Genomic DNA, 22,568 nt, shown 5'->3' with positions numbered 1-22,568 from the left:
CGCTCACATCTCGAACGACTCGTGATGGATACGGCGGGCAGGCACGCCCGCCCCGCGCAGTGCCTCGTACACCGACTGTGCGAAGCCGGGCGGGCCGCACATGAAGACGTCGTGCCGGTCGATGTCCGGGATCTTCCGCTGCAGCGACTCCGCCGAGATGTCCGGGCGTTCCCCGTCGGGGCTGTTGACCGCGTACATCAGCCGCGCACCCCGCTCGTCGGCGATCTTGGCGAGCTCGCCCCACAGGGCCAGGTCCTGGGTGCTGTTGGCCCGGTAGAGGAGCGTGATGTCGCCGGAGGCGCCCGGCAGGGTCTCGAACAGCGCCCGCATCGGGGTGATCCCGACGCCGCCCGCGACCAGCAGCACCTTGCCGCGGCTGCGGCGCTGCGCGGTCAGCGCGCCGTACGGGCCCTCCGCCCACACCTTGGTGCCGGGCGTGAGCTCGCGCAGCCGCGAGCTGTGGTCGCCGATCGCCTTGACCGTGATCCGCAGCATGTCCGGGCGGGGCGCCGCCGACAGCGAGTACGGGTGCGAGCTGAACCGCATGCCCGGCGCCAGGAACCGCCAGCGGAAGAACTGCCCGGCCTCCGCGCCGATCCGGTGCAGCTTGCGCCCGCCGATCAGCACCGACACGATCCCCGGCGTCTCCTCGATGACCGCCTCGACCCGCATCCGGTGCCGCAGGTTCAGCCGGATCGGCGTCAGGATCCGGTACCAGAGCACCAGGGCCGTCACCGAGCCGTACAGCGCGTACCAGAAGGTCTTCGCGGAGGGCTCGACGGCGAACTCGTTGCCGGTGCTGATCTGGTGCCAGAACGTCAGGTACACCGCCGCGTACGTGAGCAGGTGCACGTGGTACCAGCCGTCGTACGGGATCCTGCGGCGGATCCCGCCGATGGAGATGAACCCGATGACGAACAGCAGGCCGGTGCCGATGGCGGCCTTGCCCATGTCGGGCAGCGTGTTGATGGAGTCGATGGTCTGCTGGACGACGTCGCCGAGGGTCTTGCCCGCCTGCAGCGCGTAGCCCCACATGGTGAGGAAGACGTGGGCGATGACCAGGCAGAGCGTGTAGCGGCCCGTCATGGCGTGCCAGCGCGCCACCCGGTCCGAGCCCACCCGGCGCTCCAGCGCGGGCACGCGGGCCATCTGCAGCACCACGAGCGCCATGAGGTAGCCGGCGAGCAGGCCGGTGATCCGGCCGGCGGCCAGGATCTTGCTCGTGTTGTCCGCGAGGGACGGCGTGTTGTCCCACCACAGCCACAGCACGCCCGCCGCGCCCGCCCATAGGGCGATGACCAGCGGGACGGCCGGGGAGCGGCGCGGACGGATGCGGCGCATCGTCTGGCGGCGGGCGGCACGGCCGCCTGCGAGCGTGGTGGTCACGGTTCCTCCGTGGGGACTTGACCCTTGGCCCACAGATACGTGCCGCGACGCGGGAGTGTTCAGCGGCTCAGTACTTCGTGATCGCGGTCGCCCCGCCCGCCGTCCCGATCGCGAGGTGCGGCTTCTTCGCGGGGTCCGCCCACGCGAGGATCCGCCGCATCGCGTCCCGCGGTACCGACACACAACCGGCCGTCGCCCCACGCCCGTTGACATGCAGGAAGATGCCCGCGCCGCGCCCGCGCACGGGACGGTGGTAGTTGAAGCCGATGACGAGCGCGTACGCGTACTGCGTCCGGTAGGTGACGAGGTGCTCGGCCTCGGCGGCGGCGCAGTCGGCCGCCCGGGGCTCGGTCCACCGGTTGTAGGAGCGGGAGTCGCCGTCCTGGCACCACCAGGAGTCCCGGTGCACGCGGCGGTACGTGTACGTCGTGCCGCGCGGCGCCGCCTTGATGCCGAAGGCGTACGGCAGGTCGTACAGCCCGGTCGGCGTCGTGTTCGTGCCCTGCCTGCGTGCCGTGCCCTCGACGAGCCCCTTCGCCCCGAAGCGCGTGGGTGCGGAACCGGCCCGCACCCACCGCCCGTCCCTGAGGTCCCACCAGGTGACCGTGCCCGACGTCGAGCCGCGCCGGGGCGCCTGTGCCGTGATCAGTTGCGTACCGCCCCCGGTGTCCGCCATCCGTGCCGGCAGCGGTGCGGACGGCGGCCCGCCGCCGGGCGCGAGGAGGGAGCAGACGGCGCGGGCCACGACACCAGGGCGCATGGCTCAGACGGTAGAGGGCGGCAGCGGCAACGGCAGCCCGGGCAGTCCGTCCAGGCTGGTCGCGATGTGCTCCTTCTTGGTGAAGTACGCGCTGAGCGAGTCGTCGTCCTCGCGCGCGAAACGCCTGCCGTGCAGATCGCGGTCGGCCTCGTACGCCATGAGGGGGACGGCGTACCCACAGCTGTCGCGGACCAGTTCCGCCGTCACCACGATGATCGCGCGCAGGCCGTGCAGGCCCGGGTCGATGTCCGGGAAGCGGGTGAGCAGTTCCTTGAAGCGCGGGTCGTCGCGGAAGATCGGCTCGCCGCGGCCGTGCACGCGGACGATGTTCGGCGGGCCCTGGAAGGCGCACCACATCAGCGTGATCCGGCCGTTCTCGCGCAGGTGCGCGATGGTCTCGGCGGTGGAGCCGGCGAAGTCGAGGTAGGCCACGGTGCGGTCGTCGAGCACGACGAAGGAGCCCTTGAGGCCCTTGGGGGAGAGGTTGACCGTGCCGTCGGCGGAGAGGGGAGCGGTGGCGGTGAAGAAGACCGGCTGCGCCTCGATGAACGTGCGGAGCCGGCCGTCTATGCGCTCGTAAGTCTTTCCCATGTCTAACGATTATGAGCGCAATTCTTTTGCCTGTCTAAGGAATTGACGGATCCGGTTGCCTGTGCGGTGACCTGAGCCGTCCGTGGCCGCCCCGGCCGGCGCTTGCGCGGGGCGGCCACGGCGCCTGTCACGTCACTTGGTGAGCGTGCAGGCGGCCAGCGAGTCCAGGCCCGCCGGGCGCTCGGCGGTGCGGCCGATGGCGGTGGCGATGCGGTTGACGGTGGCCACGCGCTTGTCCTTGAGCGGGCCGAGGATGGCGTTCTGGACGAAGTTGGGTCCGCCCTGGCCGACGGTGTTGACCAGGCGCGTGTTGGCCTCGCGGATCTGGGTGTCGAGGAGCGCCAGGTTGCGGTCGACCTCGGCCTTGGCGGAGGCCGGGACCGCCGGGAGCTTGGAGCGGACGTCGGGGCAGGAGATGGTGCCCGGACCGGCGTTGCCCGCGTTCCCGGCGTTTCCATTGTTCCCGGCGTTCCCGGCGTTCCCGGTGTTGCCGCCGGCCTGCGGGGTCCCGGCCGCGTTTCCACCCTTGTTGAGGGTGCATGTGGCCAGGGAGTCCAGGCCCTGCGGCTTGGCGGCGGTGCGGCCGATGGCGGTGGCGATGCGGTTGACGGTGGCCACGCGCTTGTCCTTGAGCGGGCCGAGGATGGCGTTCTGGACGAAGTTGGGTCCGCCCTGGCCGACGGTGTTGACCAGGCGCGTGTTGGCCTCGCGGATCTGGGTGTCGAGGAGCGCCAGGTTGCGGTCGACCTCGGCCTTGGCGGAGGCCGGGACCGCGGGCAGCTTCGACCTGACGTCCGGGCAGGTGATCGTGCCGGGGCTCGCCAGTGTCCGGGCGGTGTTCCCGCTGCTCTTGGACGTCTCCCCGGCGAGCGCGAAGCCGGCGATCGCCGTGCCGGACAGCGCCACCGCGGCGGCGCCGCCAATGAACGCGACGCGACGCTTGTTGTACTTCGGAAGAGCCCTGGACATGCGGATGCCTCACTCGGGTCGGGGGTGTCGTCGGTGTACGAACGCGGCGCCTGCGTTCGGCGAGAGGTACGGGAAAGCGGTTTCGAGCGTTCAAGCCCTCCCCGAATTGCCCTCGGCCTGTCCGAAAACGCACCCTACCCGACCCCACATTGACGAATCATGCGGACTACTGCATACTCATGCATGTCAGCGAATGCACTGTGAGGAGAAACCCGTGACCGAGCGCGTCGTACTCGCCTACTCAGGCGGTCTGGACACCTCCGTCGCCATCGGCTGGATCGCCGAGGAGACGGGCGCCGAGGTCATCGCCGTTGCGGTCGACGTCGGCCAGGGCGGCGAGGACCTGGACGTCATCCGCAAGCGCGCGCTCGCCTGCGGTGCCGTCGAGGCCGAGGTCGCGGATGCCAAGGACGAGTTCGCCGAGGAGTACTGCCTCCCGGCGATCAAGGCCAACGCCCTCTACATGGACCGCTACCCGCTGGTCTCCGCCCTGTCCCGGCCCACGATCGTCAAGCACCTCGTGGCCGCCGCCAAGAAGCACGGCGCCGACACGGTCGCCCACGGCTGTACCGGCAAGGGCAACGACCAGGTCCGCTTCGAGGCCGGCATCGTCGCCCTCGCCCCCGACCTCAAGTGCATCGCCCCGGTCCGCGACTACGCCATGACCCGCGACAAGGCCATCGCCTTCTGCGAGGAGAAGGGCCTGCCGATCGCGACCACCAAGAAGTCGCCGTACTCCATCGACCAGAACGTCTTCGGCCGCGCCGTCGAGACCGGCTTCCTCGAGGACATCTGGAACGGCCCCATCGAGGACATCTACGAGTACACGCAGAACCCGGCCGTCCCGCGCGAGCCCGACGAGGTGATCATCACCTTCAAGGAGGGCGTCCCGGTCGCCATCGACGGCAAGCCCGTCACCGTCCTGCAGGCCATCCAGCAGCTCAACGAGCGCGCGGGCGCCCAGGGCATCGGCCGGATCGACATGGTCGAGGACCGGCTCGTCGGCATCAAGTCCCGCGAGGTCTACGAGGCTCCGGGCGCCATCGCCCTGATCACCGCCCATCAGGAGCTGGAGAACGTCACCGTCGAGCGGGAGCTGGCCCGCTACAAGCGGGGCGTCGAGCAGCGCTGGAGCGAGCTGGTCTACGACGGCCTGTGGTTCTCCCCGCTCAAGCGCGCCCTGGACGGCTTCGTCAACGAGGCCAACCAGCATGTCTCCGGCGACATCCGGATGACCCTGCACGGCGGCCGCGCGGTCGTCACCGGCCGGCGTTCCGAGGAGTCGCTGTACGACTTCAACCTCGCGACCTACGACACGGGCGACACGTTCGACCAGTCCGCGGCCAAGGGCTTCATCGACATCTACAGCCTGTCGTCGAAGATCGCGGCCAAGCGCGACCTCGCGTAAGAGCGCCGGGTCACCTCACACGCACTAGCCTGACAACCGCCTCCCCGCTCATCCCGTGGGGAGGCGGTGGCACATCCACAGCCATTTCGAGGAGTACGAGCAAGTGAGCAGCAACAGCGGTGACGTACGGCTCTGGGGCGGCCGTTTCGCCGACGGTCCCGCCGAGGCCCTGGCCAAGCTGTCCGCGTCCGTCCACTTCGACTGGCGGCTCGCGCCGTACGACATCGCCGGTTCGCGTGCGCACGCGCGCGTGCTGCACAAGGCCGGGCTGCTCACGGACGACGAGCTGCGGCGCATGCTCGCCGGGCTCGACCAGCTGGAGGGGGATGTCGCCGACGGTTCGTTCGTGGGCACCATCGCCGACGAGGACGTCCACACCGCCCTGGAGCGCGGTCTGCTGGAGCGCCTCGGCCCCGACCTCGGCGGCAAGCTGCGCGCGGGCCGCTCCCGCAACGACCAGGTCGCGACCCTGTTCCGCATGTACCTGCGGGACCACGCCCGTATCATCGGCGGTCTGGTCGCCGACCTCCAGGACGCGCTGATCGGCCTGGCCGAGGCCCACCCGGACGTCGCCATGCCGGGCCGCACCCACCTCCAGCACGCCCAGCCGGTGCTCTTCGCCCACCACGTCCTCGCCCACGTCCAGGCGCTGTCCCGGGACGCCGAGCGGCTGCGGCAGTGGGACGAGCGGACGGCCGTGTCGCCGTACGGCTCGGGCGCGCTCGCGGGCAGCAGCCTCGGCCTGGACCCGGAGGCGGTCGCCCGCGACCTGGGCTTCGAGCACGGCAGCGCCGGCAACTCCATCGACGGCACGGCCTCCCGGGACTTCGTCGCCGAGTTCGCCTTCATCACGGCGATGATCGGGGTCAACCTCTCCCGGATCGCTGAGGAGGTCATCATCTGGAACACGAAGGAGTTCTCCTTCGTGACCCTGCACGACGCCTTCTCCACCGGCTCGTCGATCATGCCGCAGAAGAAGAACCCGGACATCGCGGAACTCGCGCGCGGCAAGTCCGGCCGCCTGATCGGCAACCTGACCGGCCTCATGGCAACGCTGAAGGCCCTCCCGCTCGCGTACAACCGCGACCTTCAGGAGGACAAGGAGCCGGTCTTCGACTCCATCGACCAGCTGGAGGTCCTGCTCCCGGCCTTCACCGGCATGATGGCCACCCTCACGGTGCACCGCGAACGCATGGAGGAGCTGGCCCCGGCCGGGTTCTCGCTGGCCACCGACATCGCCGAGTGGCTGGTCAAGCAGGGCGTGCCCTTCCGTGTCGCCCACGAGGTGGCCGGTGAGTGCGTGAAGGTCGCCGAGGCCGAGGGCAAGGAGCTGGACGAGCTCACCGACGAGCAGTTCGCGAAGATCTCCGCCCACCTGACCCCCGAGGTGCGCACCGTCCTCAACGTCCCGGGCGCCCTCGCCTCCCGCAACGGCCGCGGCGGTACGGCGCCCGGCGCGGTCGCCGTCCAGCTCGCAGAGGTCAGGGCGGACGTGGCGGCGCAGCACGAGTGGGCGACGGCCAAGCAGGCCTGACCAGCCGCAGGAGTCACCGAAGGGCCCGGACACCATGTCCGGGCCCTTCGTGCTGCCCGGGCCGTTCGGCCCCGGCCTCCATAACAGATGAGTTTCGGCCACTGGCCGAGAACTTGACGTTCTCCTACCCGGAAGTAACTATTCCGGTGCCGTTCGGCATTGCCGAACGGCGCTCGATCATCTCCGAGTATGAAAGGGACGTCATGCGCGCAGCCCGTACCAGACGAACCGCCCGCCTCCTCGCCGCCACTGCGGTCGCCGCGCTGTGCGCCCTCGGCCTCACGGCCCCCGCGCGCGCCGCCGACACGCCGCCGCCCGGCGCCAACGACTGGTCCTGCAAGCCGGACTCGGCCCACCCGCAGCCCGTCGTCCTGGTCAACGGCACCTTCAAGACCTCGTACGAGAACTGGCTGACCCTCTCGCCCGCCCTCGCGAACGCCGGCTACTGCGTCTTCTCCTTCGAGTACGGCGACCTGGAGACCGCCCCGATCCCGGACTCGGCGGCCGAGCTGCGCGACTTCGTCAACGCCGTCCTCGGCGCGACCGGCGCGAAGAAGGTCGACATCGTGGGTCACAGCCAGGGCGGCATGATGCCCCGCTACTACGTGAAGTTCCTCGGCGGCGCGACCAAGGTCGACGACCTCGTCGGGATCGTGCCGTCCAACCACGGCACCAGCAACCCCCTCGCCCTCGCGGCCGGCGCCACCACCTGCCCCTCCTGTGCCGACCAGACCACCGGTTCGGACTTCCTCCAGAAGCTCAACTCGGACCCGGAGACCCCGGTCGGCCCCGACTACACGGCGATCGCCACGAAGTACGACGAGGTCGTGGTGCCCTACACCAGCTCCTTCCTCGACGGCCCCGGCTCCTACGTGACCAACGTGCTGCTCCAGGACCGCTGCCCGCTCGACATGACCGAGCACGACCAGGCACCCAAGTCCCCGCTGGTCCAGCAGTGGGTGCTCAACGCCCTGGGCCGCAAGGGACCGGCCGACCCCGCCCTCGTGCCGCGCTGCGTGAGCACGGGCTGAACCGCCCGGGCCTGGGTAGATTGGGGCGGGATACGCCCGTCGCCGCTCGTGCAGGGAGTGCTCATGTCGTTCACCCGCCTGGCCGCCGTGACCACGCCCACCGCACACCTCGGACTGGGACTCGCCGCCGTCGGCCGACCCGGCTACATCAATCTCGGCCGCGACCGGGACCTCCCTGCCGAGCGCACCGTCGACGCGCTGCGCGAGCGCACCCATGAACTCCTCGACGCCGCCTACGCCCAGGGCGTCCGCTACGTCGACGCCGCCCGCTCCTACGGGCGCTCGGAGGAGTTCCTCGCCGACTGGCTGAACGCCCGGCCCGACATCGACGACATCGTGGTCGGCAGCAAGTGGGGCTACACCTACACCGCCGACTGGTCCACCGACGCCGAGCAGCACGAGGTCAAGGACCACAGCCTCGCCGCGTACGAGCGGCAGCGCGCCGAGACCGAGGCCCTGCTCGGCGACCGGCTCGACCTCTACCAGATCCACTCGGTGACCCCGGACAGCCCGGCCCTCACCGACAAGGAACTCCACGCCCGTCTCGCCGAGGCCGCCGCGCAGGGCCTCACCGTCGGCTTCTCCACCAGCGGCCCGGCCCAGGTCGACGCCATCCGCGCCGCCCTGGCGGTGACGGTCGAGGGCGAGCCCCTCTTCCGTACGGTCCAGTCCACGTACAACGTCCTGGAGACCTCCGCTGCGCCCGCGCTCGCCGAGGCGCACGACGCCGGGCTCACCGTGATCGTCAAGGAGGGCATGGCCAACGGCCGGCTCGCCGAGCCCCACGCACCGCAGGTGCTGAAGGACGTCGCCGCGCAGACCGGGTTGGGCTGTGACGCGGTCGCTCTCGCCGTGATCCTGCGGCAGCCCTGGGCCGGTGTCGTCCTCTCCGGCGCGGCGACCGTCACGCAGCTCGTCTCGAACCTGCACGCCGCGGCCGTCGACCTCGACGAGGACCAGCTGGCCCGGCTGGCGGGGCTGGTCCAGGAGCCGCGTGCGTACTGGGAGCGGCGCGGGCAGCTGCCCTGGCACTGACAACACCCTTTCGCGATCGGCGACTGTGAGCCACGCATGCCCGGTGTGAGACATTCATGTCTCATATGGGCTACGGTTGTCTCATGGCTGTCGATCGTGACCACGTACTGCGCACCGCCGCAGCTCTGCTGACCCGGAAATCCACCGCGACCATGGACGAGGTCGCCAAGGCCGCCGGGCTCAGCCGGGCCACCCTGCACCGTCACTTCGCCGGGCGTGACGCGCTCGTCCGGGCGCTGGAGGAGCTCGGCATCGCGGAGTGCGAGGCCGCTCTGGAGGCGGCCCGCCTGGACGAGGGGGCCGCGAGCGACGCCGTGCACCGACTGGTGCGGGCGATCGAGCCCGCCGCCGGCCTGCTCGCCTTCCTCTACTCCGAGAACCAGCTGTTCGAGGGCGAGGAGCAGAACGCGGGCTGGGCCCGCATCGACGAGCGGATCGCCGCCCTGTTCCGGCGCGGCCAGTCGAACGGCGAGTTCCGTATCGACCTCACCCCGGCCTGGCTCACCGAGGCGCTGTACGGCCTGCTGGCCTCCGGCGCCTGGGCCGTGTCGGAGGGCCGCGTGGCCCCCAAGGACTTCAGCTACATGATCGTCGAGCTGTTGCTCGGCGGCGTCCGGCGAGGAGAGGGATCATGACCAGTACCGCGCAGCCGGTGAAGGGGGCCGAGGCGGTGAAGCGCCCGGCCCGCTGGCTCGCGCTGTCGGTGCTCGTGCTCGCCGTGCTGCTGGTGGCCGTCGACGCGACCGTCCTCGGCCTCGCGACCCCCTACATCAGCGAGGACCTGAGGCCCTCGGGCACCCAGCTGCTGTGGATCGGGGACGTCTACTCGTTCGTGATCGCCGGTCTGCTCGTCTCCATGGGCAGCCTCGGCGACCGCATCGGCCGCAAGCGGATCCTGCTCGTCGGGGCCACGGCGTTCGGCGCGATATCCGTGCTCAACGCCTACGCGACCACGCCCGAGCTGATGATCGTGGCCCGGGCGCTGCTCGGTGTCGCCGGCGCGACCCTGATGCCCGCCACGCTCGCCCTGATCCGCAACCTCTTCGACGACCCGCGGGAACGCAGCCTGGCCATCGGCATCTGGGGCGCCACCACCTCGGCCGGCACGGCCATCGGCCCGATCGCCGGCGGCTTCCTGCTCGAACACTTCTGGTGGGGCTCGGTCTTCCTGATCAACCTGCCCGTGATGGCCGTCCTGGTCCTCGTCGGCATCAAGCTGCTGCCCGAGTCCCGCAACCCGAACCCCGGCCCGTGGGACCTGGTCAGCGTCCTGCTGTCCCTGGTCGGCATGGTCGGTGTCGTGTACGCGGTCAAGGAGGCCGCCGCGCACGGCTTCGCGTGGGCCACGCTCGGCGCGGGCCTGCTGGGCGCGGCCGCCCTGTACGGGTTCGTACGCCGTCAGCTCACGCTCCCGGCGCCGCTGCTGGACATGCGGCTGTTCGGCAACCGCGGCTTCAGCGGTGCGGTGCTGGCCGACCTGCTGACCATCCTCGGACTGTCCGGGCTGGTGTTCTTCCTCTCGCAGTACCTGCAACTCGTGCAGGGGCGGCGCCCGTTGGAGGCGGGGCTGGCCGAACTGCCCGCCGCCATCGGTGCGGTGGCGGCCGGTCTGGTCGCGGGCCGGGCCGCCCGGCGCTTCTCGGTGCGGGCCGTGGTCTCCGGCGGACTCGCGGCCGTCGGGCTGGCCCTCGCCGCGCTGACCGTCATCGACCAGTCCACCGGCTACCCGCTGCTGGGTGCGTCCCTGCTGGTCGTCGGCGTCGGTGCCGGGTTCTCGTTCACGGTGACCGCCGACGTGATCCTCTCCGGCGTGCCCAGGGACCAGGCGGGCGCCGCGTCCGCGGTGTCCGAGACGGCGTACGAACTCGGCGCGGCCCTCGGCATCGCCCTGCTCGGCTCCGTCGTGACCGGTGTCTACCGCGGCTTCCCCGGCCCGGCGGGCACTCCGGCCGAGGCGCACGAGTCGCTGGGCGGGGCCGTCCAGGCAGCGGCACACCTGCCCGCGCACACGGCCGAGACGATGCTCGGCGCGGCCCGGCAGTCCTTCGTCGACGGCCTGACCCTGGCGGCGGGCGTGGGCGCCGCGGTCCTGCTGGCCGCGGCGGTCGCGGCCTGGTTCCTGCTGCGCGGGCAGCGGCTGGAGGGCGGGGCCGAGCACTCCTAGCCGGTCCGAGCCGCAGGGGGCGGGCCGGAAGCGCCGAGATCAGGCCACACGGTCTCGGCGCATGCCGCGAACACCTCGTCGGCGTCGAGCGGCATGCGCCGAGACCGGCACGGCCCTGGAGATCAACAGCCGGCCCGAGCGGCTCGACCCGCCGCGGCGGCTGCTGCGCCGGGCCCGTCCCGTCACCAGCCGTCCCGTGCAGTGCCCGAGGGCCAGCTGGACTGGCAGATCCACGGGTGCGCGCGGGCGGAGGCCACCTCGTCGGCGTCGAACTCCGACTCGGGCCGCCCCGACCTCTCCCAGCGCATCCGCCTCACCGGCCCCAAGGACGAGCTGCGCGACCTCGCCGACACCGTCGACTCCATGCTCGACCGGCTCGACGAGGCCTTCCGCGCCCAGCGCCGGCTCATCGACGACGCCTCCCACGAGCTGCGCAGCCCGCTGGCGATCATCCGCGCCAACGTCGACGCCGTCCTGACCGCCGAGGACGCCGACGAGGAGGACCGGCGCACGGCGGCCCGCAGCGTCGACCGGGCCACCACCCGCATGACCCGCCTCGTCGAGGACCTCCTCGCCACCGCCCGCCGCAGCGCCCCCGCCCTCGCCGACGCCGACGTCGACCTCGCGGCGGCGGCCCGCGAGGCCTGCGAGGAGTTCGCCCCGCTCGCCGCCGAACGCGGCCTCGCCCTGCACCGCCGGCTCGCCCCGGGCCTGACCGTGATCGGCGACCACGACGCGCTGCGCCGGGCCGTCGGCAACCTGCTCTCCAACGCCGTACGGCTCGCCCCGCCCGGCACCCGCATCACCGTCGCGGCCGGCCGGGACGGGACCTGGCTGTGGACGGCCGTACGCGACGAGGGACCCGGCATCACGGACGACGACCAGGCCCGGGTCTTCGACCGGTTCTGGCGGGCGAAGGGCAACGGTGGCGGACGCGACCGGCACGCCGGGCTGGGCCTGGCCATCGTCCGGCAGATCGTGGAGTCGCACGGCGGGCAGGTCCGGCTGTTCTCCCGGGTGGGGGAGGGCTCGAACTTCGTCCTGTGGCTCCCCGCCTCCGGCGACGGACACACGAACGGCGGGCCGCCCGAGGAGCAGCCCGCCGTGTGAGGGACCCCTGCGAGAGGCCTGGAAGATTACGCGGCCTTCTTCGCCTTCGTGGCGTACATGTCCACGTACTCCTGCCCGGACAGCCGCATGACCTCCGCCATCACGGAGTCGGTCACCGCCCGCAGCACATAGCGGTCGCGGTCCATGCCCTCGTACCGCGAGAACTCCATCGCCTCGCCGAAGCGGACCGTGACCCGGCCCGGCCGCGGCATGCCCCGGCCGCCCGGTTGCAGCTTGTCGGTGCCGATCATCGCGAACGGCACGACGGGCGCGCCGGTCATCAGGGTGAGCCGGGCGATACCGGTGCGGCCGCGGTACAGGCGGCCGTCGGGGGAGCGGGTGCCCTCCGGGTAGATGCCGAACATCTTGCCCTCCTCCAGCACCCGGCGCCCGGTCATCAGCGCCGCCACACCGCCGTTCGCGCCGTCCCGGTCCACGGGGATCATGCCGACGCCCGTGAAGAACCACGCCATCAGCCGGCCCTTGAGGCCCTTGCCGGTGACGTACTCGTCCTTGCCGATGAAGAACACCTGCCGCTTGGTGACCAGCGGAAGCACGATCGAGTCGATGAACGTCAGATGGTTGCCGGCCAGGATCACCGGCCCGTCGGCCGGGATGTGCTCAGCGCCCTCCACCCGGGGGCGGAACATCAGGCGCATGATCGGGCCGAGCACTGCCTTGATGAGCGCGAAGCGGGACAACGGGCCCTCCGGTGTCAAGATGCCGTCGATGGATGCCGTATGAGTCTGTGCAGGTGAGGACATTACTCGCGGCCCGGGGGATCCCGCACATCGGGCAGATCGGATTCACCGAGGTCTTACGCACTGTTGACGCACGTTTACCTGCGGTGGCGCGCCGTGGACGGCGCGTAACGCGACCGCCACGATGTGACGGACGTCGCCCCGGGACACACCGGACGGGTCCCCCGCCCGGCCGGACCGAATCGAACCGGAATCGACAATCCGTCACATCTTCGTCCCCGTACGCCCTGTACGACATCCAGCGTCACCCGCGTGTTCCGCCCGCCGTCTCCCCTCCGTCATGGGCACGCCCCTACGATCGGCCGCACCTCCGCCCCTCGGGGGCGGAGCGCAAGGGAACAACGAGGTCGACGGCAGGGAGGCCGCTGATGGGAACGCAGGAGTCGAACGAGCAGGTGCAGGAGAACGCGCCCGGCACCGGACGGCGGGCGCTCCTCGGCGCGGCCGTGCTCGGCGCCGGCGGAGCCGTCCTCGGTCTGTCCGGCACGGCGAGAGCCGACGCACGCCAGGGAGGCCGGGGCATGAAGAGCCTGCCCGTCCCCACGATCATCGGCCACCGCGGAGCCAGCGGCTACCGCCCCGAACACACCCTCGGCGCCTACCAGCTGGCCCTCGACATGGGCGCCGACATCGTCGAGGCCGGCGACCTCGTCCCCACCAGGGACGGCCACCTGGTCTGCCGCCACGAGCCGGAGATCGGCGGCACCACCGACGTCGCCGACCACCCCGAGTTCGCCGACCGCAAGACGACCAAGCTCCTCGACGGCGTCTCCACCACCGGCTGGTTCACCGAGGACTTCACGCTCGCCGAGCTGAAGACCCTGCGGGCGATCGAGCGCATCCCGGCCAACCGCCCGCACAACACCCTCTACAACGGCCGCTGGGAGATCCCCACCTTCGAGGAAGTCCTCAAGTGGCAGGACGAGCAGACCCGCAAGCGCGGCAAGCAGGTCTGGATCTACCCCGAACTCAAGCACCCCACCTACTTCCGCAAGCAGGACCTCGCCCTGGAGGAGCGCGTCGCCAAGCTGCTGCGCAAGTACCGCAAGGACAGGTGGAACTCGCCGGTCATCCTGCAGTCCTTCGAACCGACCAGCATCCAGCGCCTGAACAAGCTGGTCGACAACCCCCTCGTGGTGCTGCTGTCCGGCGCGACCACCCGCCCCTGGGACTTCGTCGAGAACGGCGACCCGCGCACCGTCGCCGACCTGATCAAGCCCGCCGGCCTCAGGGAGATCGCCTCCTACGCCCGGGGCATCGGCCCGACCCTCGACCTGATCATCCCGAGGGACGCGGCCGGCAACCTCACCAAGCCGACCACCCTCGTCGCCGACGCCCACCGCGTGGGTCTGGTCCTGCACCCCTGGACCCTGCGCAACGAAAACCCCTTCCTGCCCGCGAACTTCCGCAAGGGCACCGAAGCGGACGCCTACGGCGACGTCTTCGGCGCCTACCGGGCCTACTTCGCCACCGGCATCGACGGCGTCTTCACCGACCACCCCGACACCGGCCTGCTGGCCCGCGAGGACTTCGTCAACAGGTGAGCCGTCGTCTCCCCGATGGGATGACGTTCGCGCCGCCCGGGCAACCCCGCCGCCCGGGCGGCGCGTCGCACTGCATATGACGCACGACCTGGTCACCACCCTGCGCCCGCTGCTCACCGCGGAGGCCTCGGCCGAGGCACATGCCTCGGGAACCGAGCCGGGCGACCTGGAGCAGGCGGTCTGGCTCCGCCTCCTGGAGCGCCTCGACGCCCAGGACCCGCCGCACGATCCGCAGGGCTGGCTCCGCCGCGCCGTCCGCTCCGAGGCCCGCCGCAGCCGCCGCACGACCCGCCTGGAGCGGCCGTACGTCACCGAACCCCGCGCCGACGGTGACCACGAACCCGAGCAACTCGCCCTCGCCGCCGCCCGCCGCCGCGCCCTGCGCGACGCGGTCCGCCGCCTCCCCGGCCGCTGCCCTCGCCTGATGGAGGCGCTGCTCTCCCCGCAGGACCTGACATACCGGGAAATCGCAGGGGAGTTGGGTATCTCACAGGGCAGTCTTGGTCCGGAACGTTCCAGATGCCTGGGATGTCTGCGTCGATTGCTCACACCGGAGGTTGCGGCCCGCTGAGGACGGGGATAGGAGTGAGGGACGACAGGTGATCAGGTGAGCGGGAGGCGTGCGCACATGGGCATGAGCGTGACCATCTCTGCGGCGGCCGAGCAGGACGCGGAGCAGATCTTCAGGCTGCAGTACCTGTGCTTCCAGAGCGAGGCGGCGCTGTACGGCAACTACCGCATCGACCCGCTCGTCCAGACCCTCGACTCGGTGCGCGAGGAGGTCGCCGAGGACTGCGTCTTCGTGGCCCGCCTCGGCGACGAGGTCGTCGGTTCCGTACACGGCCGGGTCACCGAGGACGGCGCGGCCTCCATCGACAAGCTCTGCGTCCACCCCCGCCTCCAGGGACACGGCATCGGAGCCCGTCTGCTGCGCGCGGCCGAGGCGGCCCTGGCGGAGGAGCGCGGCGCCACCAAGTTCCGCCTCCACACCGGCCACCGCAGTGAGGGCCACCTGCGCCTGTACCGCAGGGTGGGCTACGAGACGGTGGGCACGTCCCAGAGCGCGGACGGCATCCCGATGATCGTCCTGGAGAAGCCGGCGGGGGCCTACGCGAAAACGGCTTGAGGGCAACGCCGCAAGGGGCGCGGGGAACCGCGCGAGCGACCAGGAGTCACCCGCAGCCGCCTGATCACCTCAGGCGGCCTGCCCCTGTCGCGACTTCCGCAGCCAGTAGATCGCGGACAGCGGCAACAACACAGGAATGAAGAGGTATCCCATCCCGTAGTCCGACCACACGGTCGCGTCGGGAAAGGCGGACGGATCGACCAGGGTCCACGTACCCACGGTCAGCACCCCCACCAACTCGGCCGCACAGCACACCAACGCCGCCTTGCGAGCCGTCTCCCCACCCCGTACCAGCGTGTACGTGATGAACCCGTACACGACACCCGCCACCGCCGACAGCGAATAGGCGAGCGGCGCCCGGTCGAACTCGGTGGCGATCTGGAACACGGACCGCGACACGGCCCCGACCACCATCACGCCGTACAACCAGACCAGCAACATCCCGGGCCCGCTGATCAGCCGCGTCCTCGTCGCCACCTCAGCCTCCCCAGATGTCATGGAGCCGCACCTCCAGCACGGCCAGCACCACACCACCGGCGGCAACCGTCACCGAACCCCACCGCGTGCGCTCCGCCAGCGACATGAAGCCCGCCGCCGGAACACACGCGAACGCTCCCAGCAGATACGCCACGAAGATCGTCGTGCCCTGCTCCGGCTTCTCGCCCCGCGCCAGCCACACGATCCCGACCACCAGCTGGACCAGCGCCAGCACCGTGACCACGGCCATCCCGATGAAGTGCCAGTCCTTCGTCGGCTGGTCGCGGTACGCGGCCCAGCCGCACCAGGCGGCGAGCAACAGCGCGGCGACGCCGGTCGCCAGCGTCAGGGCATCAAGCATGTCAGTGACCTTATTACGCCTGATAAGGCCCGATGCGGCCGACCCCGGCACGCCCCGTAGGGTCGAGGGCATGAAGATCCACGCGCAAGCCCTGCTGTTCGACAACGACGGAACCCTGGTGTCCTCCCTCGCCTCCGTGGACCGTTGCTGGACGCGGTGGGCCGGCGAGTACGGGATCACGGCCGAGGAGTTCGCGCGGGTCGAGCTGCACGGGCGGCCGGCCGCCGAGATAGCCGCCGACCTGCTGCCCGCCGGCCTCGTGCCGGAGGCCGTCGCGCGGATCGAGGACCTGGAGGTGGCGGACGTGCCCAACGGGGGCGTTCACCTGCTGCCGGGTACCCGCGTCTTCCTCGACTCGCTCCCGGCCGACCGCTGGGCCGTCGTCACCTCCGCCACCCGGCGGCTGGCCGAGGCCCGCCTCGACGCCGTCGGCATCCTGCCCAAGACCCTCGTCGCCGCCGACGACGTCACGCGCGGCAAGCCCGACCCCGAGCCCTACCTGCTCGCCGCCCGCGCACTCGGCGTCGACCCGGCCCACTGCGTCGTCTTCGAGGACGCCCCCGCGGGCCTCGCGGCCGGCCGGGCCGCCGGCATGACCACCGTGGCGTTGACCACAACCCACCAGGCCGACGAGCTCGACGCCGACCTCGTGGTGCGCGACTTGTCGGCGTTGTCCGTACTGGTCACCGACGGGGGCGTGGAGATCTCCGTACGCGTCTGACGGGCGTCCACCCCGTGTCCACCGCTGTCCAGCATGCGGACAGCGGTGACCGGTCAGGACCGTACGCATGTTTTACTGATCGCATGACCACGACGAGCGACCGCACCCCTGCGACCGAGGCGACCCTGACGCCCGGTGCTCGTTGCATGTGTCGTGCGCACTGTATGTGCCGAATGTGCGCCTTCTAGAGGGCCCCTGCACCAGCTGAGCCTCGCGCCCCGAAGCGAGAGCCCGCTCATGTCCGCGCGTCCGCGTGACGTACGGGACTGAGCCACGCCCCGCGCACATCGCGTTCTCCCCGGTTCCCCCGCACCCGCGAGAACCGTGCTGCGCCCAGGCTGCTTCCCCCCTGAACGCCTCGTGCCCGGCGCCCACACCCGCGCCGCGCACTCGACTGTGACGGAAACCCACGTGATCACCACATCGGGCCTCACCAAGGTCTACCGCTCACGCGGCCGCGAGGTCACCGCCCTGGACGGCGTCGACCTGCACGTCCGCGAAGGCGAGGTGTACGGCGTCATCGGCCAGTCCGGCGCCGGCAAGTCCTCGCTCATCCGCTGCGTCAACCTTCTGGAACGCCCCACCGCCGGCACCGTGACCGTCGACGGGCAGGACCTCACCGCGCTCGCCGGCCGTGGACCCCGCGCCGGCCGGGAGCTGCGGCAGGCGCGCAGCCGGATCGGCATGGTCTTCCAGCACTTCAACCTGTTGTCCTCCCGGACCGTGCAGGACAACGTCGAACTGCCGCTGGAGATCCTCGGCAAGTCGGGGAAGGAACGTTCCCGCAAGGCCCTGGAGCTGCTCGACCTGGTGGGTCTGGCCGACAAGGCCAAGGCCTACCCCGCCCAGCTCTCCGGCGGCCAGAAGCAGCGCGTCGGCATCGCCCGCGCCCTCGCCGGTGACCCCAAGGTGCTGCTGTCCGACGAGGCCACCAGCGCCCTCGACCCGGAGACCACGCGCTCGATCCTGCGACTGCTGCGCGACCTGAACCGGCAACTCGGCCTGACCGTCCTGCTCATCACGCACGAGATGGACGTCGTGAAGTCGATCTGCGACTCGGCCGCGCTCATGGAGAAGGGCCGCATCGTCGAGTCCGGCACGGTCAGCGAACTCCTCGCGACCCCCGGCTCGGAGCTGGCCTCCGCCCTGTTCCCGGTCGGCGGCGAGGCCTCCGGCGACGATCGCACCGTCGTCGACGTCACCTTCCAGGGCGAGGCCGCCACCCAGCCCGTCATCTCCCAGCTCTCGCGCACCTACAACATCGACATATCGATCCTCGGCGCCGCCATCGACACCGTCGGCGGCCTCCAGGTCGGCCGTATGCGCATCGAACTGCCCGGCCGCTACGAGGACAACGTCGTGCCGATCGGCTTCCTGCGCGAACAGGGCCTGCAGATCGATGTCCTGGGGCGCGAGCCGGTACTGGTGAAGGAAGGTGCCAAGTGACCTGGTCCGAGATGCAGCCGCTGCTGGAGCAGGCGTGTCGGGAGACGCTGGTCATGGTCGGCTGGTCCACCCTGCTCGCCGTCCTCGGCGGCCTCCCGCTCGGCATTCTGCTCGTCCTCACCGACAGGGGCGGCCTGCTGCAGAACACCGTCGTGAACAAGGTCATCGGGCAGGTCGTGAACGTCGGCCGCTCGATGCCGTTCATCATCCTCATGGTCGCGCTGATGAACTTCACCCGCTGGGTGACCGGCACGACCATCGGCAGCGAGGCCGCGATCGTGCCGCTCGCCATCGGCGGCATCCCCTTCTTCGCGCGCCTGGTCGAGACGGCCGTCCGCGAAGTGGACCACGGGCTCGTCGAGGCCGTGCAGGCCATGGGCGGCAACACCTGGACGATCGTCCGCAAGGTCCTCGTCCCCGAGGCGCTCCCGTCGCTCATCGCCAGCACCACCACCACGATCATCGCCCTCATCGGCTACTCGGCCATGGCCGGCACCGTCGGCGGCGGCGGACTCGGCGACCTCGCCGTCCGCTACGGCTACCAGCGTTTCGAGACCGGCCTGATGTGGATCACCGTCGCGATCCTCGCCGTCGTCATCTCGCTCATCCAGTTCGCCGGCGACTACGCGGCCCGCACCCTGCACCGGCGGGGCGGCCGCTCCGGTCCCGGGCCGAAACTCCGCCTGCTGAAGGCGAAGGAGCCCGCGGCGGCCGACATCAGCAAGATCGCGTAACCCCTCAAAAGACTCCCCGTACACCCAACACGGGGTCGCACCACCCGCAAGGTCATAAGGAAAGGCACTTTTCGTGCGTAACACCGCCAAGATCACCACCGCCGTCCTCGCCGCCGGAGCCCTCACCCTCGGGCTCACCGCCTGCGGCGCGGGCAACGGCTCCGCCTCCTCCGACACCTCCGGCCCGCTCGTCGTCGCCGCGAGCCCCGTCCCGCACGCCGAGATCCTGACCTACGTCAAGGACAACCTGGCGAAGAAGGCGGGCCTCGACCTGGAGGTCAAGGAGTTCACCGACTACGTCACGCCGAACACGGCGACGGAGGACGGCTCCGTGGGCGCCAACTACTTCCAGAACCAGCCGTACCTCGACGACTTCAACAAGAAGAACGGCACCCACATCGTGCCCGTCGTCACGGTCCACCTGGAGCCGCTCGGCCTGTACTCCCACAAGGTCAAGAAGGCCGACGACCTGAAGAGCGGTGCGACCATCGCCGTTCCGAACGACACCGTCAACGAGGCCCGCGCCCTGAAGCTGCTCGCAGCCAACGGCCTGATCACCCTCAAGGATGGCGTCGGCAACGAGGCGACCCCCTCCGACATCACCAAAAACCCCAAGAACCTCAAGTTCAAGGAGCTGGAGGCGGCCCAGACCCCGCGCTCCCTCGACGACGTGGACGCCGCCGTCGTCAACGGCAACTACGCCATCGAGTCCGACTTGAAGCCCTCGAAGGACGCCCTCGTCCTGGAGTCCCCGAAGAACAACCCCTACGGCAACTTCCTCGCCGTCAAGGGGGGCAACGAGGACGACCCGCGCGTGAAGAAGCTCGCCGAGCTCCTCACCTCGCCCGAGGTCAAGAAGTTCATCGAGGACAAGTACGCCGGCTCCGTGCTCGCCTCCTTCTGAGGCATCCGCCGAGCCGTACGAAACCCACGGGGTCCGCTCCCTCACTTGGAGTGGACCCCCTGGTGCGGTTCAGTGCTTTCATGCTGCATGCTGGGCAGTTCAGCAGGCCCTGAAGGTTTACGAAGGTATTCCAAGGTTTACGGAGTGGCGCATGACTGGCACCTTCCCCAACGTCTCCATCAGCACGGAGCGGTTGGTCCTGCGCCCCTTCGAGGAGTCGGACATCGAGGCGTTCGCCGAGATGATGAACGACGAACTCGTCACCGCCTGGACCTCCGTGCCACACCCCTACACCGAGGCCGACGCCCGCGTCTGGATCACCGAACGCGCCCCAGCCGAGCGCGCCGAGGGCCGCGGCATCGTCTTCGCGGTCACCGAGTTCCTCACCCAGCGCCTGGTCGGCGTCGTGCACCTGAAGAACACCAACTGGCGGGTGCGCTCCAGCGAGATCGCCTACGTCATCGCGCCCTGGGCCCGCGGCGAGGGCTACGCCTCCGAAGCGGCCCTCGCCTCCGCGCAGTGGCTCTTCAACGACCAGAAGTTCGAGCGGCTGGAACTGCGCACCGCCGCCGACAACACCGCCTCCCAGCAGGTGGCCCAGAAGATCGGCTGCATCAGCGAGGGCGTGCTGCGCGGCGCCTGGATAGCGCGGGCCAGAACGGACGGCGGCGAGTGGACCGACGTCCGTACCGACCTCATCGTCTGGAGCCTGCTGCCCGAGGACCTGGAGGGCGTCGGCGACCAGCTGACCGGCGGCTTCACCTCGTTCGGCGACTGGAACTGACCCCGCGCCTCGGGCACCGGCACCACCGTCTCCGTTTTCACCGGGTACTCTCACGGAGCCCGCCCGCAGGCTGTTCTCACGAACCACCTGCCCGGCGACCCGCGACGACCCGCTCGGAGCGACCTGCTCGAAAGCGAACCAGTCGGAGCGACCTGCTCGGAACGACCTGCGCAAACCCTCTGGAGACTGACGACGATGGCCGACCGCGTCACGGTGATCGGCTGGGACGGTTCGCCGCTGACCGCCGCGGCACGCGCCGCTCTGGGCGCGGCCACGCTGGTGGCCGGCGCCGCACACCACCTGGCGCTCCCCGAGGTGCCCCCGGCAGCCGAGCGCATCCGCCTCGGCAGCGTCGCCCTCGCCGCCCGCCGCATCGCCGCCCACCGCGGCACCGCGGTGGTGCTCGCCGACGGCGATCCCGGCTTCTTCGGCGTCGTACGCACCCTGCGCGCACCCGAGTTCGGCCTGGAGGTCGAGGTCGTCCCCGCCGTCTCCTCCGTGGCCGCCGCCTTCGCCCGCGCCGGCATGCCCTGGGACGACGCCCACGTGGTCGTCGCACACCGCCGCACCCTGCGCCGCGCGGTGAACGTGTGCCGCGCCCACACCAAAGTGGCTGTCCTCACCTCACCCGGCGCCGGCCCCGCCGAACTCGGCCTCCTGCTGGAGGGCGTCCACCGCACCTTCGTCATCTGCGAGGAACTCGGCACCGCACGCGAACAGGTCACCGTCGTCACCTCCGACAAGGCCGCCGACCACACCTGGCGCGACCCCAACGTCGTCATCGTCATCGGCGGCCCGGCCGGCGCCGGGGAGTCCGGCGGCTGGATCGCCGGCCGTGACCCGTCCACCGGACCGCGCGGCTGGTCCCTGCCCGCCGAGGCGTACGGCGGTGACCTCGGCGAGGCCGAGACCGACCTGCTGCGCACCGCCCAACTCGCCCGGCTCGGGCCGCGCCTGGGCGACCTGGTGTGGGACATCGGCTGCGGCAGCGGCGCCTTCGCCGTCGAGGCCGCGCGCGCCGGCGCCGCCGTCATCGCCGTCGACGACGAGCTGAACGCCTGCGCCCGCACCGACTCCACCGCCCGCCGCTTCGGCGTCCAGCTGCAGATCGTGCACGGCACCGCCCCGCACGTCCTGGAGAACCTGCCCGAACCGGACGTCGTGCGCGTCGGCGGCGGGGGAGCGGCCGTGGTCTCCGCGGTCGCCGACCGCCGCCCGCAGCGTATCGTCACGCACGCCGCCACCCGGGACGCCGCCGAACTCGTCGGCCGCGACCTGACGGAACACGGCTACCTGGTCGAGTGCGCCCTCCTGCAGTCCGTCGAACTGGACACCAGGGCCTGGACGGAGAAGGAACGGAGTGTCGCGTTCCTGCTCAGCGGCGTGCTGCCCGAGCGCGGCTCCCGCTCCTGACGCCGTCCCCGTGATCCGGTTGTCGTACCGCGCGCGGTAGGCTGGCCGATCGCTGCACCGCACTCGGACGCCCGACGGTTCGTCGGTCAATGTCCGGAAAACCCGCCCGTTTTGGGGTGGGTGTGGTACGGCAGAACCTTGAGGACGCGCAACGTGGCGCAGTCCACAGCGGAACCGTCGCGGATCATGCTGTCGCGACGGCCGTACGGCCGCGACAATGCCAGTGAATGGCTTTGTCGCCTTTTGCGGGCGGGCCGTTCGTGCCGCTGAGGACGCACGCTCGTTCTTCACTGCGGGGCGGTCGGTGCG

23 protein-coding genes and 1 pseudogene are annotated in these 22,568 nt (G+C 70.9%); 17 read left to right on the top strand and 7 right to left on the bottom strand.

The window, feature by feature from the left end; all coding sequences use genetic code 11:
- Nucleotides 1-3: 3 nt before the first annotated feature.
- From ACYVMZ_RS11200 to ACYVMZ_RS11185, 4 genes are all read right to left on the bottom strand, one after another.
- Nucleotides 4-1,386: a ferredoxin reductase family protein gene (locus tag ACYVMZ_RS11200; protein ID WP_461078210.1), complete on the bottom strand. Its 1,383-nt coding sequence runs from the start codon at nt 1,384-1,386 to the stop codon at nt 4-6.
- A gap of 67 nt (nt 1,387-1,453) precedes the next feature.
- On the bottom strand, nt 1,454-2,146 hold the full coding sequence (locus tag ACYVMZ_RS11195) for a L,D-transpeptidase family protein (protein ID WP_461078208.1): 693 nt from the start codon (nt 2,144-2,146) through the stop codon (nt 1,454-1,456).
- A gap of 3 nt (nt 2,147-2,149) precedes the next feature.
- Nucleotides 2,150-2,737, bottom strand: coding sequence for a pyridoxamine 5'-phosphate oxidase family protein (locus tag ACYVMZ_RS11190; protein WP_461078206.1), 588 nt, complete (start codon nt 2,735-2,737; stop codon nt 2,150-2,152).
- A 132-nt stretch (nt 2,738-2,869) separates the two neighbouring features.
- On the bottom strand, nt 2,870-3,706 hold the full coding sequence (locus tag ACYVMZ_RS11185) for a hypothetical protein (protein WP_461078204.1): 837 nt from the start codon (nt 3,704-3,706) through the stop codon (nt 2,870-2,872).
- Between the two features lie 214 nt (nt 3,707-3,920).
- On the opposite strand from ACYVMZ_RS11185, the gene ACYVMZ_RS11180 reads away from it, so the two are divergent.
- The 8 genes and pseudogenes from ACYVMZ_RS11180 to ACYVMZ_RS11145 all read left to right on the top strand — a co-directional run bounded on the left by ACYVMZ_RS11180 (nt 3,921) and on the right by ACYVMZ_RS11145 (nt 11,988).
- Nucleotides 3,921-5,114 (top strand): argininosuccinate synthase, encoded by a 1,194-nt coding sequence (locus ACYVMZ_RS11180; RefSeq protein WP_461078202.1) that lies wholly within the window; start codon nt 3,921-3,923, stop codon nt 5,112-5,114.
- A 103-nt stretch (nt 5,115-5,217) separates the two neighbouring features.
- Nucleotides 5,218-6,648 carry an argininosuccinate lyase gene (argH, locus tag ACYVMZ_RS11175; RefSeq protein WP_461078200.1) on the top strand — a complete coding sequence of 477 codons (1,431 nt, stop codon included), beginning with the start codon at nt 5,218-5,220 and terminating at the stop codon, nt 6,646-6,648.
- 203 nt (nt 6,649-6,851) lie between these two features.
- Nucleotides 6,852-7,679: an alpha/beta fold hydrolase gene (locus ACYVMZ_RS11170; RefSeq protein WP_461078198.1), complete on the top strand. Its 828-nt coding sequence runs from the start codon at nt 6,852-6,854 to the stop codon at nt 7,677-7,679.
- 63 nt (nt 7,680-7,742) lie between these two features.
- On the top strand, nt 7,743-8,714 hold the full coding sequence (locus ACYVMZ_RS11165; protein WP_461078196.1) for an aldo/keto reductase: 972 nt from the start codon (nt 7,743-7,745) through the stop codon (nt 8,712-8,714).
- Nucleotides 8,715-8,797: 83 nt separating this feature from the next.
- Nucleotides 8,798-9,349: a TetR/AcrR family transcriptional regulator gene (locus ACYVMZ_RS11160; protein ID WP_461078194.1), complete on the top strand. Its 552-nt coding sequence runs from the start codon at nt 8,798-8,800 to the stop codon at nt 9,347-9,349.
- Nucleotides 9,346-10,878: an MFS transporter gene (locus ACYVMZ_RS11155; RefSeq protein ID WP_461078192.1), complete on the top strand. Its 1,533-nt coding sequence runs from the start codon at nt 9,346-9,348 to the stop codon at nt 10,876-10,878. The genes ACYVMZ_RS11160 and ACYVMZ_RS11155 overlap by 4 nt, the downstream gene beginning before the upstream one ends.
- Nucleotides 10,879-10,966: 88 nt before the next feature.
- Nucleotides 10,967-11,130: pseudogene (locus ACYVMZ_RS11150) on the top strand (PHP domain-containing protein); the annotation flags it as partial.
- A gap of 111 nt (nt 11,131-11,241) precedes the next feature.
- On the top strand, nt 11,242-11,988 hold the full coding sequence (locus tag ACYVMZ_RS11145; RefSeq protein WP_461078534.1) for a sensor histidine kinase: 747 nt from the start codon (nt 11,242-11,244) through the stop codon (nt 11,986-11,988).
- Between the two features lie 26 nt (nt 11,989-12,014).
- Here ACYVMZ_RS11145 and ACYVMZ_RS11140 read toward each other — a convergent pair whose 3' ends face one another.
- Entirely contained in the window at nt 12,015-12,689 is a 675-nt protein-coding gene (locus ACYVMZ_RS11140; RefSeq protein ID WP_461078532.1) for a lysophospholipid acyltransferase family protein, read from the bottom strand.
- A 428-nt stretch (nt 12,690-13,117) separates the two neighbouring features.
- On the opposite strand from ACYVMZ_RS11140, the gene ACYVMZ_RS11135 reads away from it, so the two are divergent.
- The 3 genes from ACYVMZ_RS11135 to ACYVMZ_RS11125 all read left to right on the top strand — a co-directional run bounded on the left by ACYVMZ_RS11135 (nt 13,118) and on the right by ACYVMZ_RS11125 (nt 15,419).
- Nucleotides 13,118-14,293, top strand: coding sequence for a glycerophosphodiester phosphodiesterase (locus tag ACYVMZ_RS11135; protein ID WP_461078190.1), 1,176 nt, complete (start codon nt 13,118-13,120; stop codon nt 14,291-14,293).
- Between the two features lie 76 nt (nt 14,294-14,369).
- A complete protein-coding gene (locus ACYVMZ_RS11130) occupies nt 14,370-14,864 on the top strand; it encodes an RNA polymerase sigma factor (RefSeq protein WP_461078188.1) in 495 nt (164 codons plus the stop codon).
- A gap of 57 nt (nt 14,865-14,921) precedes the next feature.
- Complete coding sequence (locus ACYVMZ_RS11125; RefSeq protein ID WP_461078530.1) at nt 14,922-15,419, top strand: GNAT family N-acetyltransferase; 498 nt, start codon at nt 14,922-14,924, stop codon at nt 15,417-15,419.
- 69 nt (nt 15,420-15,488) lie between these two features.
- Here ACYVMZ_RS11125 and ACYVMZ_RS11120 read toward each other — a convergent pair whose 3' ends face one another.
- Both ACYVMZ_RS11120 and ACYVMZ_RS11115 read right to left on the bottom strand, forming a co-directional pair.
- Complete coding sequence (locus tag ACYVMZ_RS11120) at nt 15,489-15,917, bottom strand: hypothetical protein (protein ID WP_461078186.1); 429 nt, start codon at nt 15,915-15,917, stop codon at nt 15,489-15,491.
- Nucleotides 15,898-16,257, bottom strand: coding sequence for a hypothetical protein (locus ACYVMZ_RS11115; protein ID WP_461078184.1), 360 nt, complete (start codon nt 16,255-16,257; stop codon nt 15,898-15,900). Before ACYVMZ_RS11115 ends, ACYVMZ_RS11120 begins: the two co-directional genes overlap by 20 nt.
- Nucleotides 16,258-16,327: 70 nt before the next feature.
- Between ACYVMZ_RS11115 and ACYVMZ_RS11110 the strand changes: the two genes are divergently transcribed.
- From ACYVMZ_RS11110 to cbiE, 6 genes are all read left to right on the top strand, one after another.
- Nucleotides 16,328-16,978, top strand: coding sequence for an HAD-IA family hydrolase (locus ACYVMZ_RS11110; protein ID WP_461078182.1), 651 nt, complete (start codon nt 16,328-16,330; stop codon nt 16,976-16,978).
- Between the two features lie 411 nt (nt 16,979-17,389).
- Entirely contained in the window at nt 17,390-18,424 is a 1,035-nt protein-coding gene (locus ACYVMZ_RS11105) for a methionine ABC transporter ATP-binding protein (RefSeq protein ID WP_461078180.1), read from the top strand.
- Nucleotides 18,421-19,158, top strand: coding sequence for a methionine ABC transporter permease (locus tag ACYVMZ_RS11100; protein ID WP_461078178.1), 738 nt, complete (start codon nt 18,421-18,423; stop codon nt 19,156-19,158). Before ACYVMZ_RS11105 ends, ACYVMZ_RS11100 begins: the two co-directional genes overlap by 4 nt.
- A 73-nt stretch (nt 19,159-19,231) precedes the next feature.
- Nucleotides 19,232-20,062, top strand: coding sequence for a MetQ/NlpA family ABC transporter substrate-binding protein (locus tag ACYVMZ_RS11095; protein WP_461078176.1), 831 nt, complete (start codon nt 19,232-19,234; stop codon nt 20,060-20,062).
- A gap of 151 nt (nt 20,063-20,213) precedes the next feature.
- Entirely contained in the window at nt 20,214-20,846 is a 633-nt protein-coding gene (locus ACYVMZ_RS11090; protein ID WP_461078174.1) for a GNAT family N-acetyltransferase, read from the top strand.
- A gap of 195 nt (nt 20,847-21,041) precedes the next feature.
- Nucleotides 21,042-22,259 carry a precorrin-6y C5,15-methyltransferase (decarboxylating) subunit CbiE gene (cbiE, locus tag ACYVMZ_RS11085; RefSeq protein ID WP_461078172.1) on the top strand — a complete coding sequence of 406 codons (1,218 nt, stop codon included), beginning with the start codon at nt 21,042-21,044 and terminating at the stop codon, nt 22,257-22,259.
- Nucleotides 22,260-22,568 lie beyond the last annotated feature (309 nt).

Source organism: Streptomyces deserti (assembly GCF_054782695.1).
This window is presented reverse-complemented; position numbering and strand designations above follow the sequence as displayed.

Excerpts from the sequence above, each read along its gene's own strand:
- ACYVMZ_RS11110 (WP_461078182.1), top strand. The coding sequence starts at position 16,328 with ATGAAGATCCACGCGCAAGCCCTGCTGTTCGACAACGACGGAACCCTG.
- ACYVMZ_RS11170 (WP_461078198.1), top strand. The coding sequence starts at position 6,852 with ATGCGCGCAGCCCGTACCAGACGAACCGCCCGCCTCCTCGCCGCCACT.
- ACYVMZ_RS11120 (WP_461078186.1), bottom strand. The coding sequence starts at position 15,917 with ATGACATCTGGGGAGGCTGAGGTGGCGACGAGGACGCGGCTGATCAGC.
- ACYVMZ_RS11195 (WP_461078208.1), bottom strand. The coding sequence starts at position 2,146 with ATGCGCCCTGGTGTCGTGGCCCGCGCCGTCTGCTCCCTCCTCGCGCCC.
- ACYVMZ_RS11185 (WP_461078204.1), bottom strand. The coding sequence starts at position 3,706 with ATGTCCAGGGCTCTTCCGAAGTACAACAAGCGTCGCGTCGCGTTCATT.
- ACYVMZ_RS11190 (WP_461078206.1), bottom strand. The coding sequence starts at position 2,737 with ATGGGAAAGACTTACGAGCGCATAGACGGCCGGCTCCGCACGTTCATC.
- ACYVMZ_RS11125 (WP_461078530.1), top strand. The coding sequence starts at position 14,922 with ATGGGCATGAGCGTGACCATCTCTGCGGCGGCCGAGCAGGACGCGGAG.
- ACYVMZ_RS11115 (WP_461078184.1), bottom strand. The coding sequence starts at position 16,257 with ATGCTTGATGCCCTGACGCTGGCGACCGGCGTCGCCGCGCTGTTGCTC.
- cbiE (WP_461078172.1), top strand. The coding sequence starts at position 21,042 with ATGGCCGACCGCGTCACGGTGATCGGCTGGGACGGTTCGCCGCTGACC.
- ACYVMZ_RS11135 (WP_461078190.1), top strand. The coding sequence starts at position 13,118 with ATGGGAACGCAGGAGTCGAACGAGCAGGTGCAGGAGAACGCGCCCGGC.
- ACYVMZ_RS11165 (WP_461078196.1), top strand. The coding sequence starts at position 7,743 with ATGTCGTTCACCCGCCTGGCCGCCGTGACCACGCCCACCGCACACCTC.
- ACYVMZ_RS11090 (WP_461078174.1), top strand. The coding sequence starts at position 20,214 with ATGACTGGCACCTTCCCCAACGTCTCCATCAGCACGGAGCGGTTGGTC.
- ACYVMZ_RS11160 (WP_461078194.1), top strand. The coding sequence starts at position 8,798 with ATGGCTGTCGATCGTGACCACGTACTGCGCACCGCCGCAGCTCTGCTG.
- ACYVMZ_RS11130 (WP_461078188.1), top strand. The coding sequence starts at position 14,370 with ATGACGCACGACCTGGTCACCACCCTGCGCCCGCTGCTCACCGCGGAG.
- ACYVMZ_RS11145 (WP_461078534.1), top strand. The coding sequence starts at position 11,242 with ATGCTCGACCGGCTCGACGAGGCCTTCCGCGCCCAGCGCCGGCTCATC.
- ACYVMZ_RS11155 (WP_461078192.1), top strand. The coding sequence starts at position 9,346 with ATGACCAGTACCGCGCAGCCGGTGAAGGGGGCCGAGGCGGTGAAGCGC.